Raw genomic sequence first — 15,969 nt, 5'->3', positions numbered from 1 at the left:
AACACTCGGCTTGGTCAGTTCTTATCTCCGATACTTCGAAACTCCCCCGAACGTGCCGGTTCGATTCCCGCACCTTTTAAGACTCGCTCAGCATAAAATCATTGCAGTTCCTTACCTAGCTCCATAGTATTGTTCTGAGTCGGTTATAAAGTGGAGCGTTTAAATGAAACCAGCTGATATCCCGGATAATGAACAAAAACGTTTAAAAGCGTTACGAGAAACGGGACTGCTGGACTCTCCCCCGGAAGAACGATTTGATCGACTATCTCGCATTGCACAAACTGCCCTGAACGTTCCAATAGCTCTTATCTCCCTTGTCGATGAGCATCGACAATGGTTTAAATCTAAGCAAGGCCTTTCGGTTTCAGAAACACCACGTGAATTTGCATTCTGCGCCTACAGCATACTCAACGACAAAGTGTTTGAAGTTAATGACACAAAGGAAGACAGCCGGTTTAGAGATAACCCGTTAGTCGTTGATGAGCCAGAAATCCGGTTTTATGCCGGCTGTCCCATTCAAAGCATAGATGGTTTCCGGGTTGGCACCATCTGTATCATAGATACGCGCCCCCGCGTACTTTCTGCTGCAGAGAAAAGCATTTTGCAAGATATTGCGGCCGCGGTGCAGGATGAAATCAAGCTCACTGAAAAGCTCAAAGCAACGAAAAAAAATGAACAACGGCTACAGGCTATTTTAGAGGGAACCAATGTCGGCACCTGGGAATGGAATGTCCAAACCGGGGAGACGGTCTTTAATGAACGCTGGGCGAATATAGTTGGCTATACCCTGGCGGAACTTGAACCCATCTCAATCGATACATGGATGTCGCTTGCACATCCTGACGATTTGGAAAAGTCTAATGAATTACTGCAAGAACATTTCCGCGGTGAGTCCGAGTTCTATGATTTCAACGCTCGCATGCGTCATAAAGAGGGACATTGGGTATGGGTCCATGCCCGTGGCCAGTTGGTTTCGACTACTGAGAGTGGCGAACCTCTTCTCATCTCTGGCACGCATGAAGACATCACTAAACAGAAACAAACAGACATAGAAATAGAGTCTCAGCGCGAATTTCTTGAAAAGATTTTTAATAGTAATGTTGTTGCTTTCTTTGTACTCGATAAGGCGGGTAAATTCACTTACGCAAATGCCGAAGCAATCAATGTTTTGGGGTTAGAGCCACAAGCCTCACCGGATAAAACTAATGCAACCTTTGACGACCCGCGCTGGCAAATTACTAAAATCGATGGCTCATTCTTCCCCCCCGAAGAGCTTCCTTTTTCTGTTGTCCGTCGAACCGGTCAACCTATTAGCGACGTGCAACATGCAGTCCATTGGCCGAATGGTGAATGGAAAGCGTTATCAGTTAACGGTGCCCCCCTCGTCGTCGGCGCTGAAACTCACTACGTATTCGCGGTTCGCGATATAACCCAGCAAATAAAAAGTGAACAAGCATTAAAAGCTAGTGAAGCTCAGTTTCGCTCACTTGTGAATAATATTCCGGGTGTGACCTATCGCTGCCTTCACGATAGGCATTGGACGATGCTTTATATGAGTGACAAGATAGACCCTCTATCGGGATACCCTGCAACCGACTTTATTCAGAATGCCGTTCGTAGCTATGACAGTGTTATTCACCCTGATGATAAAGAGAGATTGGAGTGGGAAGTATCAAAATCCATTGAAAATAATAAAGAGTGGCTCCTCGAGTACCGAATTTTGCATCGCGATGGAGGCATTCGCTGGGCTCAGGAAAAAGGCAGGGCGATCAAAAATGAATCGGGCGATGTTGATTATTTCGATGGATTTATTCTCAACATCACGCAGCAGAAGCAAAACCAAGAAGAGTTACAAGCTCAGCTTGCAGCCTTTAAAGCGCTTAACCAGATTGCCTCACTTTCCCCTGAGAACCCTCTTTGGCGAATTACTCAAGGCCTTAACTTGGCATGCACCTACTTGAACCTAGAGCTCGGTATTGTCAGTAGAATTAATGAGCAAGCACAAGAATATGAGATCATCGCCTATAATGCGCCAGAAGAGGCCGACTTAAAAACCGGACAAATATTCCCACTTAAAGACACCTATTGCCAAATAGTGATGTCTGAGGGTGAAACCGTTGCCATTGAAAATATGGCGACATCCAAGTACCGGCAACACCCCTGTTACGAGGCATTTGGTCTTGAGTCATACATCGGTTTAGCCATAGAAGTCAATGGTGAGCCGTTTGGCACGCTTAACTTTTCTTCCGCAATCCCCAGGAAAGAGCCCTTTAAGGAGACTGAAAAGCAATTTTTAAGCTTACTCGCCCGCTGGGTCTCTTCCTCTCTGGAGTTTAAACATAAAAATGAAGCACTGGAAAATAGCGAGAGCCGTTTACGTGGGCTGTTCGAGCTGTCGCCGATTGGTATTGCATTAAATGACTTTAAGACGGGAAGGTTTGTTGACTTAAATAATGCGCTGTTAGCGCCCACTGGGTATACACGCGAAGAGTTTATTTCTTTAAGTTACTGGGACGTGACACCTCGCAAGTATGAAGAGGAAGAAATCAAGCAACTGGAAATTTTGGCGGATACTGGCCGCTATGGTCCCTTTGAAAAAGAATACATTCGTAAAGATGGTAGTCGTTACCCTGTCCTGTTAAACGGTATGGTCGTATATGACGACAATGGCAAAAAACTGATTTGGTCCATCATCGAAGATATCTCAGAACGGAAACGTAACGAAGAAATTAAAAATGCCTTCGTCTCAACGGTAAGTCATGAGCTACGCACTCCAATAACATCGATCACCGGCGCACTCGACTTGCTGCTTGGCGGTACTTTTGGCGACCTCCCCACGCAGGCCACAGAAATGATAGAGGTTGCTAAAAAGAATAGTGTTCGCATGAACTTGCTGATTAATGACATACTGGATCTCGAAAAGTTGCTAGCCGGAAGAATGCAAATGCAGTTTGAGGCGCTGCTCGTAGCTCCTTTACTGGAAGGGATTATTGACCGCAATACGCCCTATTGTCGTCGTTACGAGGTTAATCTAGAGTTATACGCTACCGATCCGTCGCTTTGTATTTATGTCGATGCTCAACGGTTTGAACAAGTTCTTGCCAACCTAATTTCAAACGCCGTCAAGTTCTCACCAAAAGGTGAGACGGTAAAAATATTTGCTGAAGAAACAGGTGAATATGTTCGAATATCAGTAAAGGATAACGGCGATGGAATCCCCGAGGAATTTCATCCAAGAGTATTTGAGAAGTTCGCTCAAGCGAATTCGAGCAATACTCGCGCGACCGGCGGTACTGGCCTCGGATTATCTATATCAAAAGAGATTGTTGATCGCTTGGGAGGCAGCATTGATTTTATCACAGATTCAACTGGTACAGACTTTTTCATCATGCTGCCAAAGCCCACATGCGATCTTGGGGTAGATGAATGAGCTATTCCCGGCAGTCATATGACAGCTCACGCTGGCTCAAGTTAATTGCCGCCTTGCTGTTTTTCAGTTTTATCGGTACGACTGAATACATTATTTATGAGTATAAAAGAAATCAGCAAGCGGATCTGGAACGCAGCGCATCGGAGCTTGCTATTAGGCTTAAATCTCAACTTGAAACAGAGCTTAATGGGACCATATTTTTGACGCATGGAATCGAGGCTTATGTTATTGCACGCAACGGGGACATTGTCCCAGATGAAATAAACTCAATGCTTGAACAGGTTTATCAATTTAGTCCCTTCTTTAGGAATATTGGTATTGCACCTGATAATAAACTTTCCTGGATTATCCCCCTTGAGGGAAACGAAGCGGCGCTTGGCTTAAACTACGAAAAACTGCCATCTCAGTGGCCGTCGATCAAACAAATTATTGAATCAAATGCTGCAGCCCTAAATGGCCCTTTGCCTTTGGTTCAGGGTGGTTTAGGGCTAATTTACCGTGCTCCTGTGTACCTTAATGATAATTACTGGGGCATGATCAGCGCTGTTATCGACGCAGATAGTTTATTTCAATCGTTAATGGGAGAGATTGAACAATCAGAGATGTCTGCAAAACTCGGATTACGGCACGCGAGTGGTATTAATAGGGACACATTTTTAGGAGATAGCTCTGTTTTTACTGATGCATCCGCAACAACTGTTGTAGAAACTCCCAGCGGAGACTGGCAGCTAGCTATTACTGTTAACGAGGAGCAGCCTAATTTATGGCCTGCCCGCTTTATCATTTGGAGTCTGGCTTTTGCTGGAGTGCTTGGCATTTATTTTTTGACTCGGCATGTTTATCAGCAAAAGTTACTCAACTCCCTATCAACACAAGTCAAAGATCGCACAAAAGAACTAAGCGATGTTAACAGTAAGCTAAACCACGTGCTTAACGCAGCCACAGAAACGGCCATCATTGCAACCGACAAAACCGGTGTGATAACTGTATTTAACCGCGGCGCCGAGCGTATGCTTGGATATTCAGCCGACGAAGTCGTTGGTAAAACAACGCCGGCAATTTTTCACGATGCCGACGAAGTAGCCAAAAAGAAAAAAGTACTTACTGCACAGCTGGGCAGAGATATTTCCGGATTTTCTGTATTTACAGCAGTTCCTGATATTGACGGTTCGGAAAAAGATAGCTGGACCTACATATCCAAATCAGGAAAACGCATTCCGGTAGAACTGATTGTTACTAAAGAGTTTAACAACGACGGAAATGCTGTTGGCTACTTAGGTTTGGTGACTGATATAAGCCAACATGTCTTTGATCAACAATCATTGAAGGAACTGAAAGAGCGGCTAGAGTCAGCCACCAAAGTAGCCAATATTGGTGTCTGGGAACTCGATTTAAAAAGCCATAAAATGCTCTGGAATGAGCAGATGTATGCACTTACGGGTTTAGCTCATAACGATTTTCATGGTCAGTATCAAAGTATTAAACCTGTGTTTTGTCAGGAAGAAAGACAAGAGTTTGACGAGCTACTAAATAAGTTAAAGCGCAAGGCCGTTGAAAACGAGCCATTTATTGAACCACCACCTGCGCTTGAAACCACGTTTCGCATTGTCAGGACCGATAACCAGGAACTGCGCTGGATGAAAGGCCATGCCGTGATCCTGTGTGATGAGTCAGGTGTTCCTCGGTCGATGCTGGGCGCAATGCATGAAATTTCGTCCTTGGTGTTCGCGAAAGAGGCCGCTGAACAAGCTGAAAGATTAAAATCGCAATTTTTATCCACGGTGAGCCATGAATTAAGAACTCCTCTTTCAGTGATTTCTGGCGCTCTCTCACTACTATCGTTTGAAGAAAAGAGCTTTTCAGAGGAAACAAAAAATGTGCTGGACTTGGCCAGCCGGAACAGTAAACGACTAACACTCCTAATTAACGACCTACTCGACATTGAAAAGCTGACTTCAGGCAACTTAACTTTTAAGTTTCAGGAACATTCGCTCAAATTATTGTTAGAACAAGCCATTGAAGAAAATTGCAGCTATGTAGCGCAGCAAAACGCGTTTATTAAATTTAACAATAGATTATCAGCAGATGCTTTTATCGTCGTTGATCAGCTACGGTTTGTGCAGGTAATGACCAATTTAATCTCTAATGCTGCCAAGTTCTCGCCGGATGGTGGTGAGGTTCAGGTGACTGCATCAATCACGGGGCAAAATGTTCTTATCGAGATTATTGATCACGGCTCCGGAATTCCTGAGGCTTTTAAAAACAGAGTATTCGAGCCTTTTGCACAAGCCCAGTCGTCAGATTCACGAAATAAAGGCGGCACTGGGCTTGGGCTTGCTATCACGAAAACAATTATCGAAAAAATGGAAGGAGCCATTGGCTTTGACTCAAAACCAAACCAGAAAACAAGATTTTGGTTTTCTCTGCCGACAAAAACCAACCTTTCTAATAAAAAGTCCGTATTACATGTAGAAGACTCTGATGATTTTTCCGCTGTTATCACCGCCATACTAAAAGATAACTATGAGGTCGATACGGCATGTTCTATACAGCAGGCGAAGCAAAAATTATTATCAAACAAATATGATGTTTTAATATTTGATATTCTTTCACCAGACAGCTCTGGTTACGACATCATTGAAATTGCAAACAGTACTCATGAAGCAATAAAGATCGTTGTTACATCCGACCCCGAGGTGTCACTTGAAAAAGCTAGCCGTGTCGATGCGATTATGGATAAAGCAAACTTCACGCGTACCAACTTCGTTGAATTGATCGATAAACTCGCTGGCAACAATGAGAATAGGAGACCCCATGTCTGAGTTAAAACGTGTTTTATTGGTGGATGACGAACCAGACATCCAGGCCATTGCAAAGCTGTCTCTTGATAAAGTTGGCGGGTTTACATCTCTCATCTGCTCGTCGGGCCACGAGGCAATTGAGCAAATAGCTGACTTTAAACCCGACTTGGTATTGTTAGACGTTATGATGCCTGACTTGGACGGGCCTCATACTCTGAAGGAACTTAAAAAGAGAGGTCTCTTGGATGATAATACACCCGTGGTATTTTTCACCGCCAAAGTTTTAAACTCTGAAGTTAAAGAGCTAAAAGAGCTCGGTGCCCAGGACGTCATCGCCAAACCTTTCGACCCAATGACGTTACCGAACCAACTAAAAGAAATTTGGAGTCGCGCTCATGAGCAACCATAATGTGCCTGAAGATTTACAGACTGAAATCCAGGCCATTCGGGATCAGTACAAAGAACGCCTGGTGTCAGATAAGTCGAAACTAACTTCTCTATTAGACGGATTAAGCCTCACTAACGCCCAGCAAAGAGCTAATGAGATACATCTTATACTGCACTCCATCAGCGGCTCTGCAGGAACTTTCGGCTTTGAAAAAATCAGCAAAGAAGCACGCCGTATTGACGAAAAATTAAAAGAGGCTGCAAGTCATTCAGAGCAAGACACGGTCATTAAACTAATTAGTAATGATGTCACGCATTTTTGTCAGCTGTTAGATGGAACCGGTGTTGATAATGCATCCTCTTCTAGTCAGTCTCCGAGCACTGATAAAACGCCCCGGAAAAGTAATCCGTCCCGTTCAGCTCATGAAGGCGAAGTATGGCTCATTGAAGAAAACGAACAATTAGCCGCCCAATTTTCGAAGCAGCTTGTAAACTTCAACTTTAAAATAAACACCGTAACCCTGAAAGAAGCACTTAAATTAGCGGATAAAGGAGGCTGGCCGGATGCGACTATTATTGATATGGACGGCCACCCATTCAATGCCAAAGAAGATTTCAAAACACTTTTCACAACTACAGAAGAAGCCCCTAAAGGGCTTATCATGCTGTCTGAAAACGATACTTTTGCTCAGCGAATAAAAGCTGCGAAAATTCGCGCAACAAGCTTTTTAAAGAAGCCGGTCGACCTATCAAAACTAATCAGCCATTTAGAAGCGGTAGTCAACAAGGAGAAGTCCGCACAACCTCGTGTCATGCTAATTGATGACGACAAAGAGCTCTGTTCTCTAATGAAGTTAAAGTTAGAGTCGCAAGGGGTGCAGGTGAGTATTCTTCACGACGTCAGAAATATTGTCTCAGAACTGAATGAGTTTCGGCCTGAATTGCTGCTGCTTGATATGGAAATGCCGGAGTACTCTGGTATCGATATAGCACTGTTAGTTCGGCAAAATGTGCAGTTTGAAAGCCTTCCTATTGTGTACCTCTCAGCCGAACGAAACCTCGACAAACAGACCGAAGCACTATTGTTTGATGCCGATGACTTTTTAGTAAAACCTATCTCGAACGAACGTTTGATTTCCTCGATTCGTTCTAGAGTTCAACGTGCAAGGAATTTGGAGCAGTTAATCAGTAAAGACGGACTAACAGGTCTATTAAAACACGCAACCATTAAGGAGCACGCAGAACGAGAACTCATGCGGGCTCGTCGCGAGGAAAGCCCGATATCTATAGTTATGCTGGATATCGATTACTTCAAACGTGTTAATGATACTTACGGTCACTCCACCGGCGATACTGTCATCGCATCACTTGCAGCCTTGCTACGTCACCGGTTTCGGCAAACTGACATTGTTGGCCGCTACGGGGGCGAAGAGTTTTTGGTTATTTTGCCAAACACTCAGGAGCATGACGCGGTTAAAATAGTCGATGCTATACGAATAGCTTTTAGTGAAATGCAATTTTTGGCAGATAACCAAACGTTTTGCTGCACATTGTCAGCGGGCTGTGTTTGTTCAAATGACTTACCTGCTCAAATTGACGCTTCAGAGCTTGTCGAAGCCGCGGATAAAGCGCTCTACGCGAGTAAAAAGAATGGTCGCAACCAAGTCAGTACGCGACAATAGACTTGCTATATTCAACTTTTTCGAAAACGTTCAAGCACACGCCTTAGCACGTTGATCCTCTGACTCCCCCCGCTTTTCTTATTTTCAATTGATTGATAGAAGCGACCAGAACAAAGCTCAGTAACATCAACAAGAACCAGGAGCTAAGCTTGGCAACGGAGACCATTTCCCAGTCGTCTGTCTGGTTCGGGTAAATCCAGATATTCGCGTAGGTCCCGATGTTCTCCGCAAACCAAATAAACAGTGCGACTAAAAATCAACCCAGCAACAGCGGCAAGTTGGCAATTCCAAAAACATACTGTTCGGGATATAACCAGGCTCCTATAGCGTCAACCGTTGCGACGATATGGCACACTAAAATTGTTACCTGCAGTGTAAAAATGACTGTGAACTCGCGCCATACTTCCAACCGAAAAGTGATGAAGAATAGCTGAAAGGCGATAGCCGCTAAAAAGACAAAGTCATATCGGTGGAGCGCTTCAAGGGGATACCAGAACTTGGTAATCACCACTAACGCCAATAAAAAGTCACCAAACATACATGCATAGGCTTGCTTTACACCGGATAGCCAATAAAACATTACTCTCGGTATTACCGATCACTACTGATCAGGTTTATCGTGAGTTCTTAACCTTGGCAATGTCGGTAATACTAATACTTATAGCTACCACTGTTTACATCATTCATTGGTACGTCTAGTAACCAATAATTAGCCGGTGATAGGTAAGCCCCTAAGCTTACTGCTGAAATACCCCCCATAGGGATCTCACCGTCGGTTAAGTTTCATTGACCAATATGTGTACCGAGCAGCAGAAGTTTTTAAGTATCTGAATTTAGGATGTTTAAGGCGGGTTGCCAGTTCGTTCGCGAGGTACGCCACCGTAGTCCCTGCGTTTACCGGTTTTGGGATCAGCTGGTGCAGCGAGGTAATCGTTAAGAACACCCAACGCGTGTTCGTGTAATGCGTGAGTTCTATTACGCCCAGTGTTTTTGTGTCACCCTCCCCCCCTCACGACTTCTGCGCCGAACATGACATCCATCCGAAGTGCGAGATGATCCGCATGGATGAAATCAACGATGCCCTGAAGCGCCTGGAGAAAGGCGAAGTCGCACACCGGATTGTGATTGATATGTCGACTTTGGAGGCGGATTGAAGGTCTTCGGAAGCGGCGGGTGTGACCCGTACTAGAAGTACGGGCTACCGGGCTACCGGTTGCAACCCGCAGGCATAAAAAAAGCCGCTCGGTTGAGCGGCTTTTTATCTGGAATTGGTGGAGCTGGCGGGAATTGAACCCGCGTCCGCAATACCTACATCCTCGGTACTACATGCTTAGTCTGTCATTTAGTTAATCACCAAGTCGCCGACAGACAGGCTACTTAAGGTGACGATCCCGATTGGTTTTAACGCTTTGGCTACGGGCGAAGCCTCCACGCGAGTCTACTTTGGGGTGAACCGACTGATCCTAGTCTCGCAGACAAAGCGCTAGGGGTCGGGCGTAGCGGGTTATTAAGCCGCTAGTGCGTAGTTGTCGTCGTTTGCAACTATTAAGTTGAGGCTTTTTACGAGGCCAGCCTCACCTCGGCATGCACCTTGGGTTTCGTGTATCCCGTCGAATCCATATCAGCCCCAGGTCTTTCTTTCAAAATCGTCCTTACTATACATCAGACACGGCTTAGACGCTAGAAGTTCCGTGCTTAAGCAGCCATGTAGAGTACTTTTTCTACTAACTTACTGATGCCCTTCTCGGCATCGACTAAATTCTCAGCCAACATATACGCCGGTGTCGTGACTAACAGCCGTGCATCGTCTGCAACAATGTCGTCTACCGGGCAATCAACGTGTACGCCGCCCATTTTTTCAATGGCGCTGGCCACTTCCTTATCGTTACCAACCGTGACGTTTACACCTTCACCATAAATATGCGGCAACAACACTGGTGCAATGCACAAATAGCCGGCGGGTTTGTTTGCTTCGGCAAAAGCTCTGCCGATCGCCAACACCTCTTTGTTTACCCGCATGTCTGCGCCTCGTTCGGCAAAATCGCAGAAGTTTTTCGCGACACCAAAGCCACCCGGTAATATTAGCGCGTCAAACTCCGCGGCATTTAGCTCGCTTAGCGGCTTAACTTCGCCTCGGACGATCCGCGCAGCTTCAGCAAGCACGTTACGCTTTTCACTGGTCTGTTCGCCGTTCAAATGGTTCACCACCTGGGTTTGCTCAATGTCCGGTGCAAAACACTCATAGCTCGCCCCGCGCTTGCTAATGTGCAGCAAGGTCAAAACGGCTTCATTAACTTCAGCACCATCGAATACACCTGAACCTGAAAGTAATACGGCTACTTTTTTCATGACTTATCCTTTGTTGCCTGACTACCTAAAGATATAGTGCCGCGCTGAGCTATTTTCAAGCCCCATGCCTGGGGTTGAACACCACTTCCCATAGGTGGCCGTCCGGATCAGAGAATACGCCACCGTAGCCGCCCCAGAACAACTCCCGCGCAGGTTTAACTAGCGCTTCAGCAGGCAAACCCGACATGATGGTGTCAACCTCGTCCGCGCTCGCTACGTTATGTGCCAGCATCATGGCGGTGCGATCAGGACCCCCTTTTTCGACCCCACAATCATGAGCAATACTGTCGCGTTCCCACAGCGCGAACGTCAGCCCACCGGCCATTTTGAAGAAAGCCACGGCACCGTGCTCAAATTCGGTGCCGATAATACCTTCCGTCGGTAATCCCAGCACGTCACGGTAAAAAACAACAGCCTGTTCGAGATCATCGACCCCCAGAGTGATGTAACTAATCGCTGGTTTCATTCATTGCCCTGCTGTTCACGCCAGCGCATTTCGTTTTCAACATTGGCGATGGGCTGCAACATGGCAAAATCCAGTTCATCTGGCTTATCGCCGTCTTTTACTTTGTTAACGAACTGCGGATCAGCCAGCGCCGCTTTGCCAAGTGCCAGTAACGCACCTGGATAATGGGCGGCCATTTTGGCGTAGTTCGACGCGTCGATACCACCATTTACAATCAACGGAATCTGGGCGTCGCGCACAACCTCAGCAAGGGCACGCGTACCCTCTTTCAGTGCCGGACGATTCGCGTCATTGTCCGTGGTGTGAATATAGTCAACGCCCGCCTCAGCCAACGCCTGTACCAACCAGGAAAAGCCTTCTTCACCTTCAGGCCACTGATAATCAGCATCGGTAATGGTGATTTGTGACAAACGAATGCCCAGCACAAAGTCATCCGCAACCATTTCGCGGGCCGATTTTACTACGTCCACCACGAATTGCGCGCGGCGTTGCATGTCACCGCCCCATTTGTCTTCGCGGGTATTGAAATGCGTACTCAAGAGTTCATTCAGCAAGTAGCCATTAGCGCCGTGTAGTTCAACACCATCAAAACCAGCTTCTACGGCGTTACGAATACCATGCAAAAAACCGTTGAGCACCCGTTCAAAGTCGCTCTCGTCCATCATTTTTACGTCTTGCCAGGCGTCTTGATCGCCATACAGACCCAGAGGTTTGCCTACTGGCTGTTGTTCGGTAATGCCGAGCGGCTGCTCGCCAGCACTGTTGTATTGCATTTGCGCACCGGCATGCATCAGCTGCGCAATAATCTTGGCGTCATGCTCATGCACCGCACGAATAATCGGCTGCCATGATTCGCCTTGCAAGGCATCGGCGAGTCCCGGTTGGTTCTCGTAACCCTGACTTGCATCTTGATCAGGATAAATACCCTCGGTAATGATCAGCGCAAAGCCACCTTCAGCGTAACGCTTATAGTGCTCTACCATGAGATCATTGGCGCGGCCATTGGACTGCGCGCTTACTCGCGTCATTGGTGCGACGGCAAATCGGTTCGCTAGCTTCATGCCAGCAAATTCTATACTCGAAAACTCAGAATCAAACATAATAGTCTCGACGTGGAAAGGTTAGTTATTACTTTACGCTAAGGGAGTTGGGGGTTTTGATCAAGTCGCGGTGGCAGGTCGTGACAAAACCAGTGCAGCTTTTTGTTTACGCCGACCAAAACCAAAGGCGCGGCGGAAGGTTGCCATCGGAATAGGCAAATACTGACGCTCTGCCGCCGATTGCCATGGCAATGCGTCCTGATCAGGATCGTTGATGTACACGTAATTTTCATCAGCGGCGCATATCACCACCCAGTGCGGCGCTTTGCTCTCATCAAATACGTAGGTGCTGATCAGCGCCACCACCACGTTACCCTCGGCAAGATCTGCCATCAACTGAGTTAAGCTGTAATCGCCTGTTTCAATGGCAACGTTTGCCGCCTTCAACGCGGCAATATCCGACTCTTGAATACGTGCCATGATTTGCTTTTTATCAGCGCTACGCACCGAGTCCATCAGCAACGGACCGTCGTGACTGACATGCAAGACCACATGCATACCGCGCCGAATTGCTGCGCGAGCCAAACCGTGAGGTCCGCAGCCACCGTGACCTGAGGTCATGAAAATCGTCGTGGCTTCACGCCAGATCTCCAGCTCCTCATGGTGCGGATCCTGCGACGGAATATCGAAATAGGCCATCGCCATCAGCAAACTCGCCGGGCCACAGGTGAAGTCTGTGGTTTGCGTTCGGTATGGAACTAAGCGTTGGCCACCATTATCGCCGGCCGACGGTTCAAAACGCGGCAAAAGCTTCTGCAATACCAGCGCATCACTGTCGTCTTCGTAATACTCCGGCCGGATCTCCATATCGTAGTAACTAGCGCCGTGATAAAGCGCCAGTGCCGCCTGATTATCGATTTTCACTTCCAGCCGAAGAAACAGGCAGTGGCGCTCGTCAGCATCATGTTCCGCAGCATCGAGCAGGACTTTGCCGAAGCCACGACGGCGGAACTCCGGCAACACCGCCAGCGAATAAAGCCGCGCCAGTTGCGTCGCTTGTCGGTACAGGACAATATAATAGCCAATTACCCGCTCACCCAACTGCGCAACCTGAAAATCACCGATGCCCTGATCAATGAAGCGTTTGAAGCTCCGTCGACTAATGCGGTCGGTGGTAAAACTCGCCTGTTCGATGCTCTCGAGGGCATCAATGTGGTGCCGGGTGGCGCGGACAAGTGCTAAAGCTTGTGCAGCGCCTCTAGTTGTAGCCATGGCCGTAGCGTCCTAGCGCTGAGGTGAGCGAATTGCGCGTGTATTATATCGCAGTATTGCCATGAAAGTGGTAAACTGTCGCGCAAATTTTTAGCATTAGCTGAGGACCTTTCTCGTGAGCGATCAAAAACCTTCTTTGAGTTACAAAGATGCCGGTGTCGATATCGATGCAGGTAACGCCCTTGTTGACCGTATTAAAGGTGTCACCAAACGTACAAAACGCCCTGAAGTCATGGGTTCGATTGGTGGTTTTGGCGCTTTGTGCGAGCTACCGGGTAAGTATAAGCAACCGGTGCTGGTTTCCGGCACCGACGGTGTTGGTACCAAGCTGCGCCTGGCCATTGACCTTGGCAAACATGACACCGTCGGTATCGATTTGGTTGCTATGTGCGTGAATGACTTGATCGTGCAAGGTGCAGAGCCGCTGTTCTTCCTGGATTATTACGCCACCGGCAAGCTCGATGTTGATGTCGCCGCAGATGTTGTTACGGGTATCGGCGAAGGCTGCGTACAAGCTGGCTGCGCACTTATCGGTGGTGAAACTGCCGAAATGCCTGGTATGTACCAGCACGGTGACTACGATATCGCTGGCTTCTGTGTTGGCGTGGTCGAGAAAGAAGAAATCATCGACGGCACTAAGGTCGCCCCTGGCGATGCCCTGGTTGCTCTGGCTTCCAGTGGTCCGCACTCCAACGGTTACTCGTTAGTGCGCAAAATTATCGAAGTCAGTGGCGCTGATGTGACCACAGAAGAACTCGACGGTAAACCGCTTGCTGAGCATTTACTGGCCCCGACCCGTATCTATGTGAAATCGGTACTCAAGGTACTTGAGCAGCACAGTGTGCATGCCATTTCACACATTACTGGCGGTGGTTTCTGGGAAAATATTCCACGTGTGTTGCCAGCTGATGCGAAAGCCGTTATCAAAGATAGCAGCTGGGAATGGCCGGCGGTATTTAACTGGTTACAACACAACGGTAACGTCACTACCAAAGAAATGTATCGAACCTTTAACTGCGGTGTCGGCCTGATTATGGCACTGCCACAATCGCAAGCGGAAGCTGTGGTTGAAGTGCTTCGTGAAGATGGTGAAGATGCATGGGTCATCGGCCAGGTCGCAGCCCGTGAAGGTGATGAAGCACAGGTAGAAATTGTCGAATGAAACGAATTGTCGTACTGATTAGTGGTTCCGGCACCAACATGCAAGCCATTGTTGAGGCTTGCCACGCAGATCGCATCGACGGTGAAGTGGTCGCTGTGATCAGCAACAAAGCTGACGTTGGTGGTCTGGAAAAAGCAGCCAACGCGAAGATCCCCACGGCGGTATTGTCACACCGTGATTTTGACAGTCGTGAAGCCTACGATGCTGAGCTGTTAAAACTGATCGACAGTTTTGCGCCTGATATCGTGGTTTTGGCCGGTTTTATGCGTATTTTAACCCCTGCGTTCACCCAGCATTATCATGGTCGTATGCTCAACATTCACCCTTCTTTGCTACCCAGGTATCGGGGTATAAATACCCACCAACGGGCATTGGATAACGGTGATACTGAACATGGCGTATCGGTGCACTTTGTGACTGAAGAACTTGATGGTGGCCCGGTTATTCTACAAGCCGTCATCCCGGTATTCCCGGAAGATACCGCAACTGATCTACAGCAACGCGTGCACAGTCAGGAGCATCGTATTTATCCGTTAGTGGTGCAATGGCTTTGTTCTGAGCGATTAAAGCTGACTCACCAAGGTGCCGTGCTTGACGGTTCCCTGCTTGGCCCGGAAGGCTATGCTACCGATTAGTTAAGTGTTTCCAGTAATAAGGTGGCGACCTCGTCACCTTCCTTGCGTTGTTGCATTTTTACCAGTACATAATCCAGTTCAGGTGCGAACCAATAATCGGTTTCCCGCTTACTTGATTTGCGCACACGCTGCACTTTCAACGCCTCCACTTCGCCATAAGGCAAGCTGAGCATTTCAAGCTCACCACGGGCAAAGCGTTGCTCGTCATACTCACCTTTGTCATCGACAATACGATAACTGAACGCATCGGCGTCACTATGCTGTAAGTCGTAACGGAGCTGTTCCAACATATTCGCTTCATCTAGCAGTGCGTCATGCCATGAGACCGGCAAAGGGGCCTGGGATGTAATTTCGATGACTTGCTGGTTCTGTTCATCAAAACGTACCGACAAACTTTTATTGCTGCCAGTACCGCTGCGCTTAAAATGAAACTGTCTGGGTTCTATCCAGCCATCAATAAATTCAAACTTGGAGTCGTAGCGACGCACGTCCGAAAGAAACAAAAACGAAATCTCTGTTTCATTTTGCAATACATAAGTTCCATCATGCTGTTGTGACAGTTTGCGCGATGCTTCACCATAATTTGAGCCCCCCCGTTGAACCTCGTAACGGGCATCATAAGTATCTAATTCTGCACCCAATACAGGCGCTACTAGCAATCCCATCAGGGGTACTGCAAGCCAATGAACAACTGCTTTCATGACATCTCCTGTGCTTCATTTCCGGGCCAAAAAGTGATCGCTTA

At 47.3% G+C, this 15,969-nt stretch carries 14 protein-coding genes and 1 other RNA gene; 7 read left to right on the top strand and 8 right to left on the bottom strand.

The features are described from left to right. The first annotated feature begins 163 nt into the window (after positions 1 to 163). The 4 genes from ACQ5ES_RS00945 to ACQ5ES_RS00930 are packed head-to-tail and all read left to right on the top strand — an operon-like array spanning position 164 to position 8,300. Positions 164 to 3,430: a PAS domain S-box protein gene (locus tag ACQ5ES_RS00945; protein WP_445014088.1), complete on the top strand. Its 3,267-nt coding sequence runs from the start codon at positions 164 to 166 to the stop codon at positions 3,428 to 3,430. Further along, positions 3,427 to 6,252 carry an ATP-binding protein gene (locus ACQ5ES_RS00940; RefSeq protein ID WP_445014087.1) on the top strand — a complete coding sequence of 942 codons (2,826 nt, stop codon included), beginning with the start codon at positions 3,427 to 3,429 and terminating at the stop codon, positions 6,250 to 6,252. Before ACQ5ES_RS00945 ends, ACQ5ES_RS00940 begins: the two co-directional genes overlap by 4 nt. Next, on the top strand, positions 6,245 to 6,640 hold the full coding sequence (locus ACQ5ES_RS00935) for a response regulator (RefSeq protein ID WP_445014086.1): 396 nt from the start codon (positions 6,245 to 6,247) through the stop codon (positions 6,638 to 6,640). Before ACQ5ES_RS00940 ends, ACQ5ES_RS00935 begins: the two co-directional genes overlap by 8 nt. After that, entirely contained in the window at positions 6,627 to 8,300 is a 1,674-nt protein-coding gene (locus ACQ5ES_RS00930; protein ID WP_445014085.1) for a diguanylate cyclase, read from the top strand. Before ACQ5ES_RS00935 ends, ACQ5ES_RS00930 begins: the two co-directional genes overlap by 14 nt. 43 nt (positions 8,301 to 8,343) lie before the next feature. On the opposite strand, the gene ACQ5ES_RS00925 is transcribed toward ACQ5ES_RS00930, so the two are convergent. Both ACQ5ES_RS00925 and ACQ5ES_RS00920 read right to left on the bottom strand, forming a co-directional pair. Next, the gene (locus tag ACQ5ES_RS00925; RefSeq protein ID WP_445015348.1) at positions 8,344 to 8,544 is read right to left on the bottom strand and encodes a DUF817 family protein; all 201 of its coding nucleotides are present in this window, start codon (positions 8,542 to 8,544) and stop codon (positions 8,344 to 8,346) included. Positions 8,545 to 8,556: 12 nt separating this feature from the next. Then, positions 8,557 to 8,880, bottom strand: a complete 324-nt coding sequence (locus ACQ5ES_RS00920) for a DUF817 family protein (protein ID WP_445014084.1) — start codon at positions 8,878 to 8,880, stop codon at positions 8,557 to 8,559. A gap of 412 nt (positions 8,881 to 9,292) precedes the next feature. Here ACQ5ES_RS00920 and ACQ5ES_RS00915 point away from each other — a divergent pair, with 412 nt between their 5' ends. After that, positions 9,293 to 9,454: a hypothetical protein gene (locus ACQ5ES_RS00915; protein WP_445014083.1), complete on the top strand. Its 162-nt coding sequence runs from the start codon at positions 9,293 to 9,295 to the stop codon at positions 9,452 to 9,454. A 115-nt stretch (positions 9,455 to 9,569) separates the two neighbouring features. Here ACQ5ES_RS00915 and ssrA read toward each other — a convergent pair. The 5 genes from ssrA to ACQ5ES_RS00890 all read right to left on the bottom strand — a co-directional run bounded on the left by ssrA (position 9,570) and on the right by ACQ5ES_RS00890 (position 13,427). After that, positions 9,570 to 9,929, bottom strand: a transfer-messenger RNA (tmRNA) gene (gene ssrA / locus ACQ5ES_RS00910). Between the two features lie 66 nt (positions 9,930 to 9,995). Continuing rightward, complete coding sequence (gene elbB / locus ACQ5ES_RS00905) at positions 9,996 to 10,649, bottom strand: isoprenoid biosynthesis glyoxalase ElbB (RefSeq protein ID WP_445014082.1); 654 nt, start codon at positions 10,647 to 10,649, stop codon at positions 9,996 to 9,998. A gap of 55 nt (positions 10,650 to 10,704) precedes the next feature. Continuing rightward, positions 10,705 to 11,115, bottom strand: coding sequence for a VOC family protein (locus tag ACQ5ES_RS00900; protein ID WP_445014081.1), 411 nt, complete (start codon positions 11,113 to 11,115; stop codon positions 10,705 to 10,707). After that, positions 11,112 to 12,215 (bottom strand): oxidoreductase, encoded by a 1,104-nt coding sequence (locus ACQ5ES_RS00895; protein WP_445014080.1) that lies wholly within the window; start codon positions 12,213 to 12,215, stop codon positions 11,112 to 11,114. Before ACQ5ES_RS00895 ends, ACQ5ES_RS00900 begins: the two co-directional genes overlap by 4 nt. 60 nt (positions 12,216 to 12,275) lie before the next feature. Continuing rightward, a complete protein-coding gene (locus tag ACQ5ES_RS00890) occupies positions 12,276 to 13,427 on the bottom strand; it encodes a peptidase C39 family protein (protein WP_445014079.1) in 1,152 nt (383 codons plus the stop codon). Positions 13,428 to 13,542: 115 nt separating this feature from the next. Between ACQ5ES_RS00890 and purM the strand changes: the two genes are divergently transcribed. Then, positions 13,543 to 14,589 (top strand): phosphoribosylformylglycinamidine cyclo-ligase, encoded by a 1,047-nt coding sequence (gene purM, locus ACQ5ES_RS00885; RefSeq protein ID WP_445014078.1) that lies wholly within the window; start codon positions 13,543 to 13,545, stop codon positions 14,587 to 14,589. Further along, positions 14,586 to 15,224, top strand: coding sequence for a phosphoribosylglycinamide formyltransferase (gene purN / locus ACQ5ES_RS00880; RefSeq protein WP_445014077.1), 639 nt, complete (start codon positions 14,586 to 14,588; stop codon positions 15,222 to 15,224). Before purM ends, purN begins: the two co-directional genes overlap by 4 nt. On the opposite strand, the gene ACQ5ES_RS00875 is transcribed toward purN, so the two are convergent. Next, positions 15,221 to 15,925 carry a DUF3108 domain-containing protein gene (locus ACQ5ES_RS00875; protein ID WP_445014076.1) on the bottom strand — a complete coding sequence of 235 codons (705 nt, stop codon included), beginning with the start codon at positions 15,923 to 15,925 and terminating at the stop codon, positions 15,221 to 15,223. The genes purN and ACQ5ES_RS00875 overlap by 4 nt on opposite strands. Positions 15,926 to 15,969: the final 44 nt, after the last annotated feature.

This window comes from Pseudidiomarina xizangensis (assembly GCF_052541995.1).
Note: the sequence above shows the minus strand (reverse complement) of the source record. Positions and strands in the feature narration are given on the sequence as shown.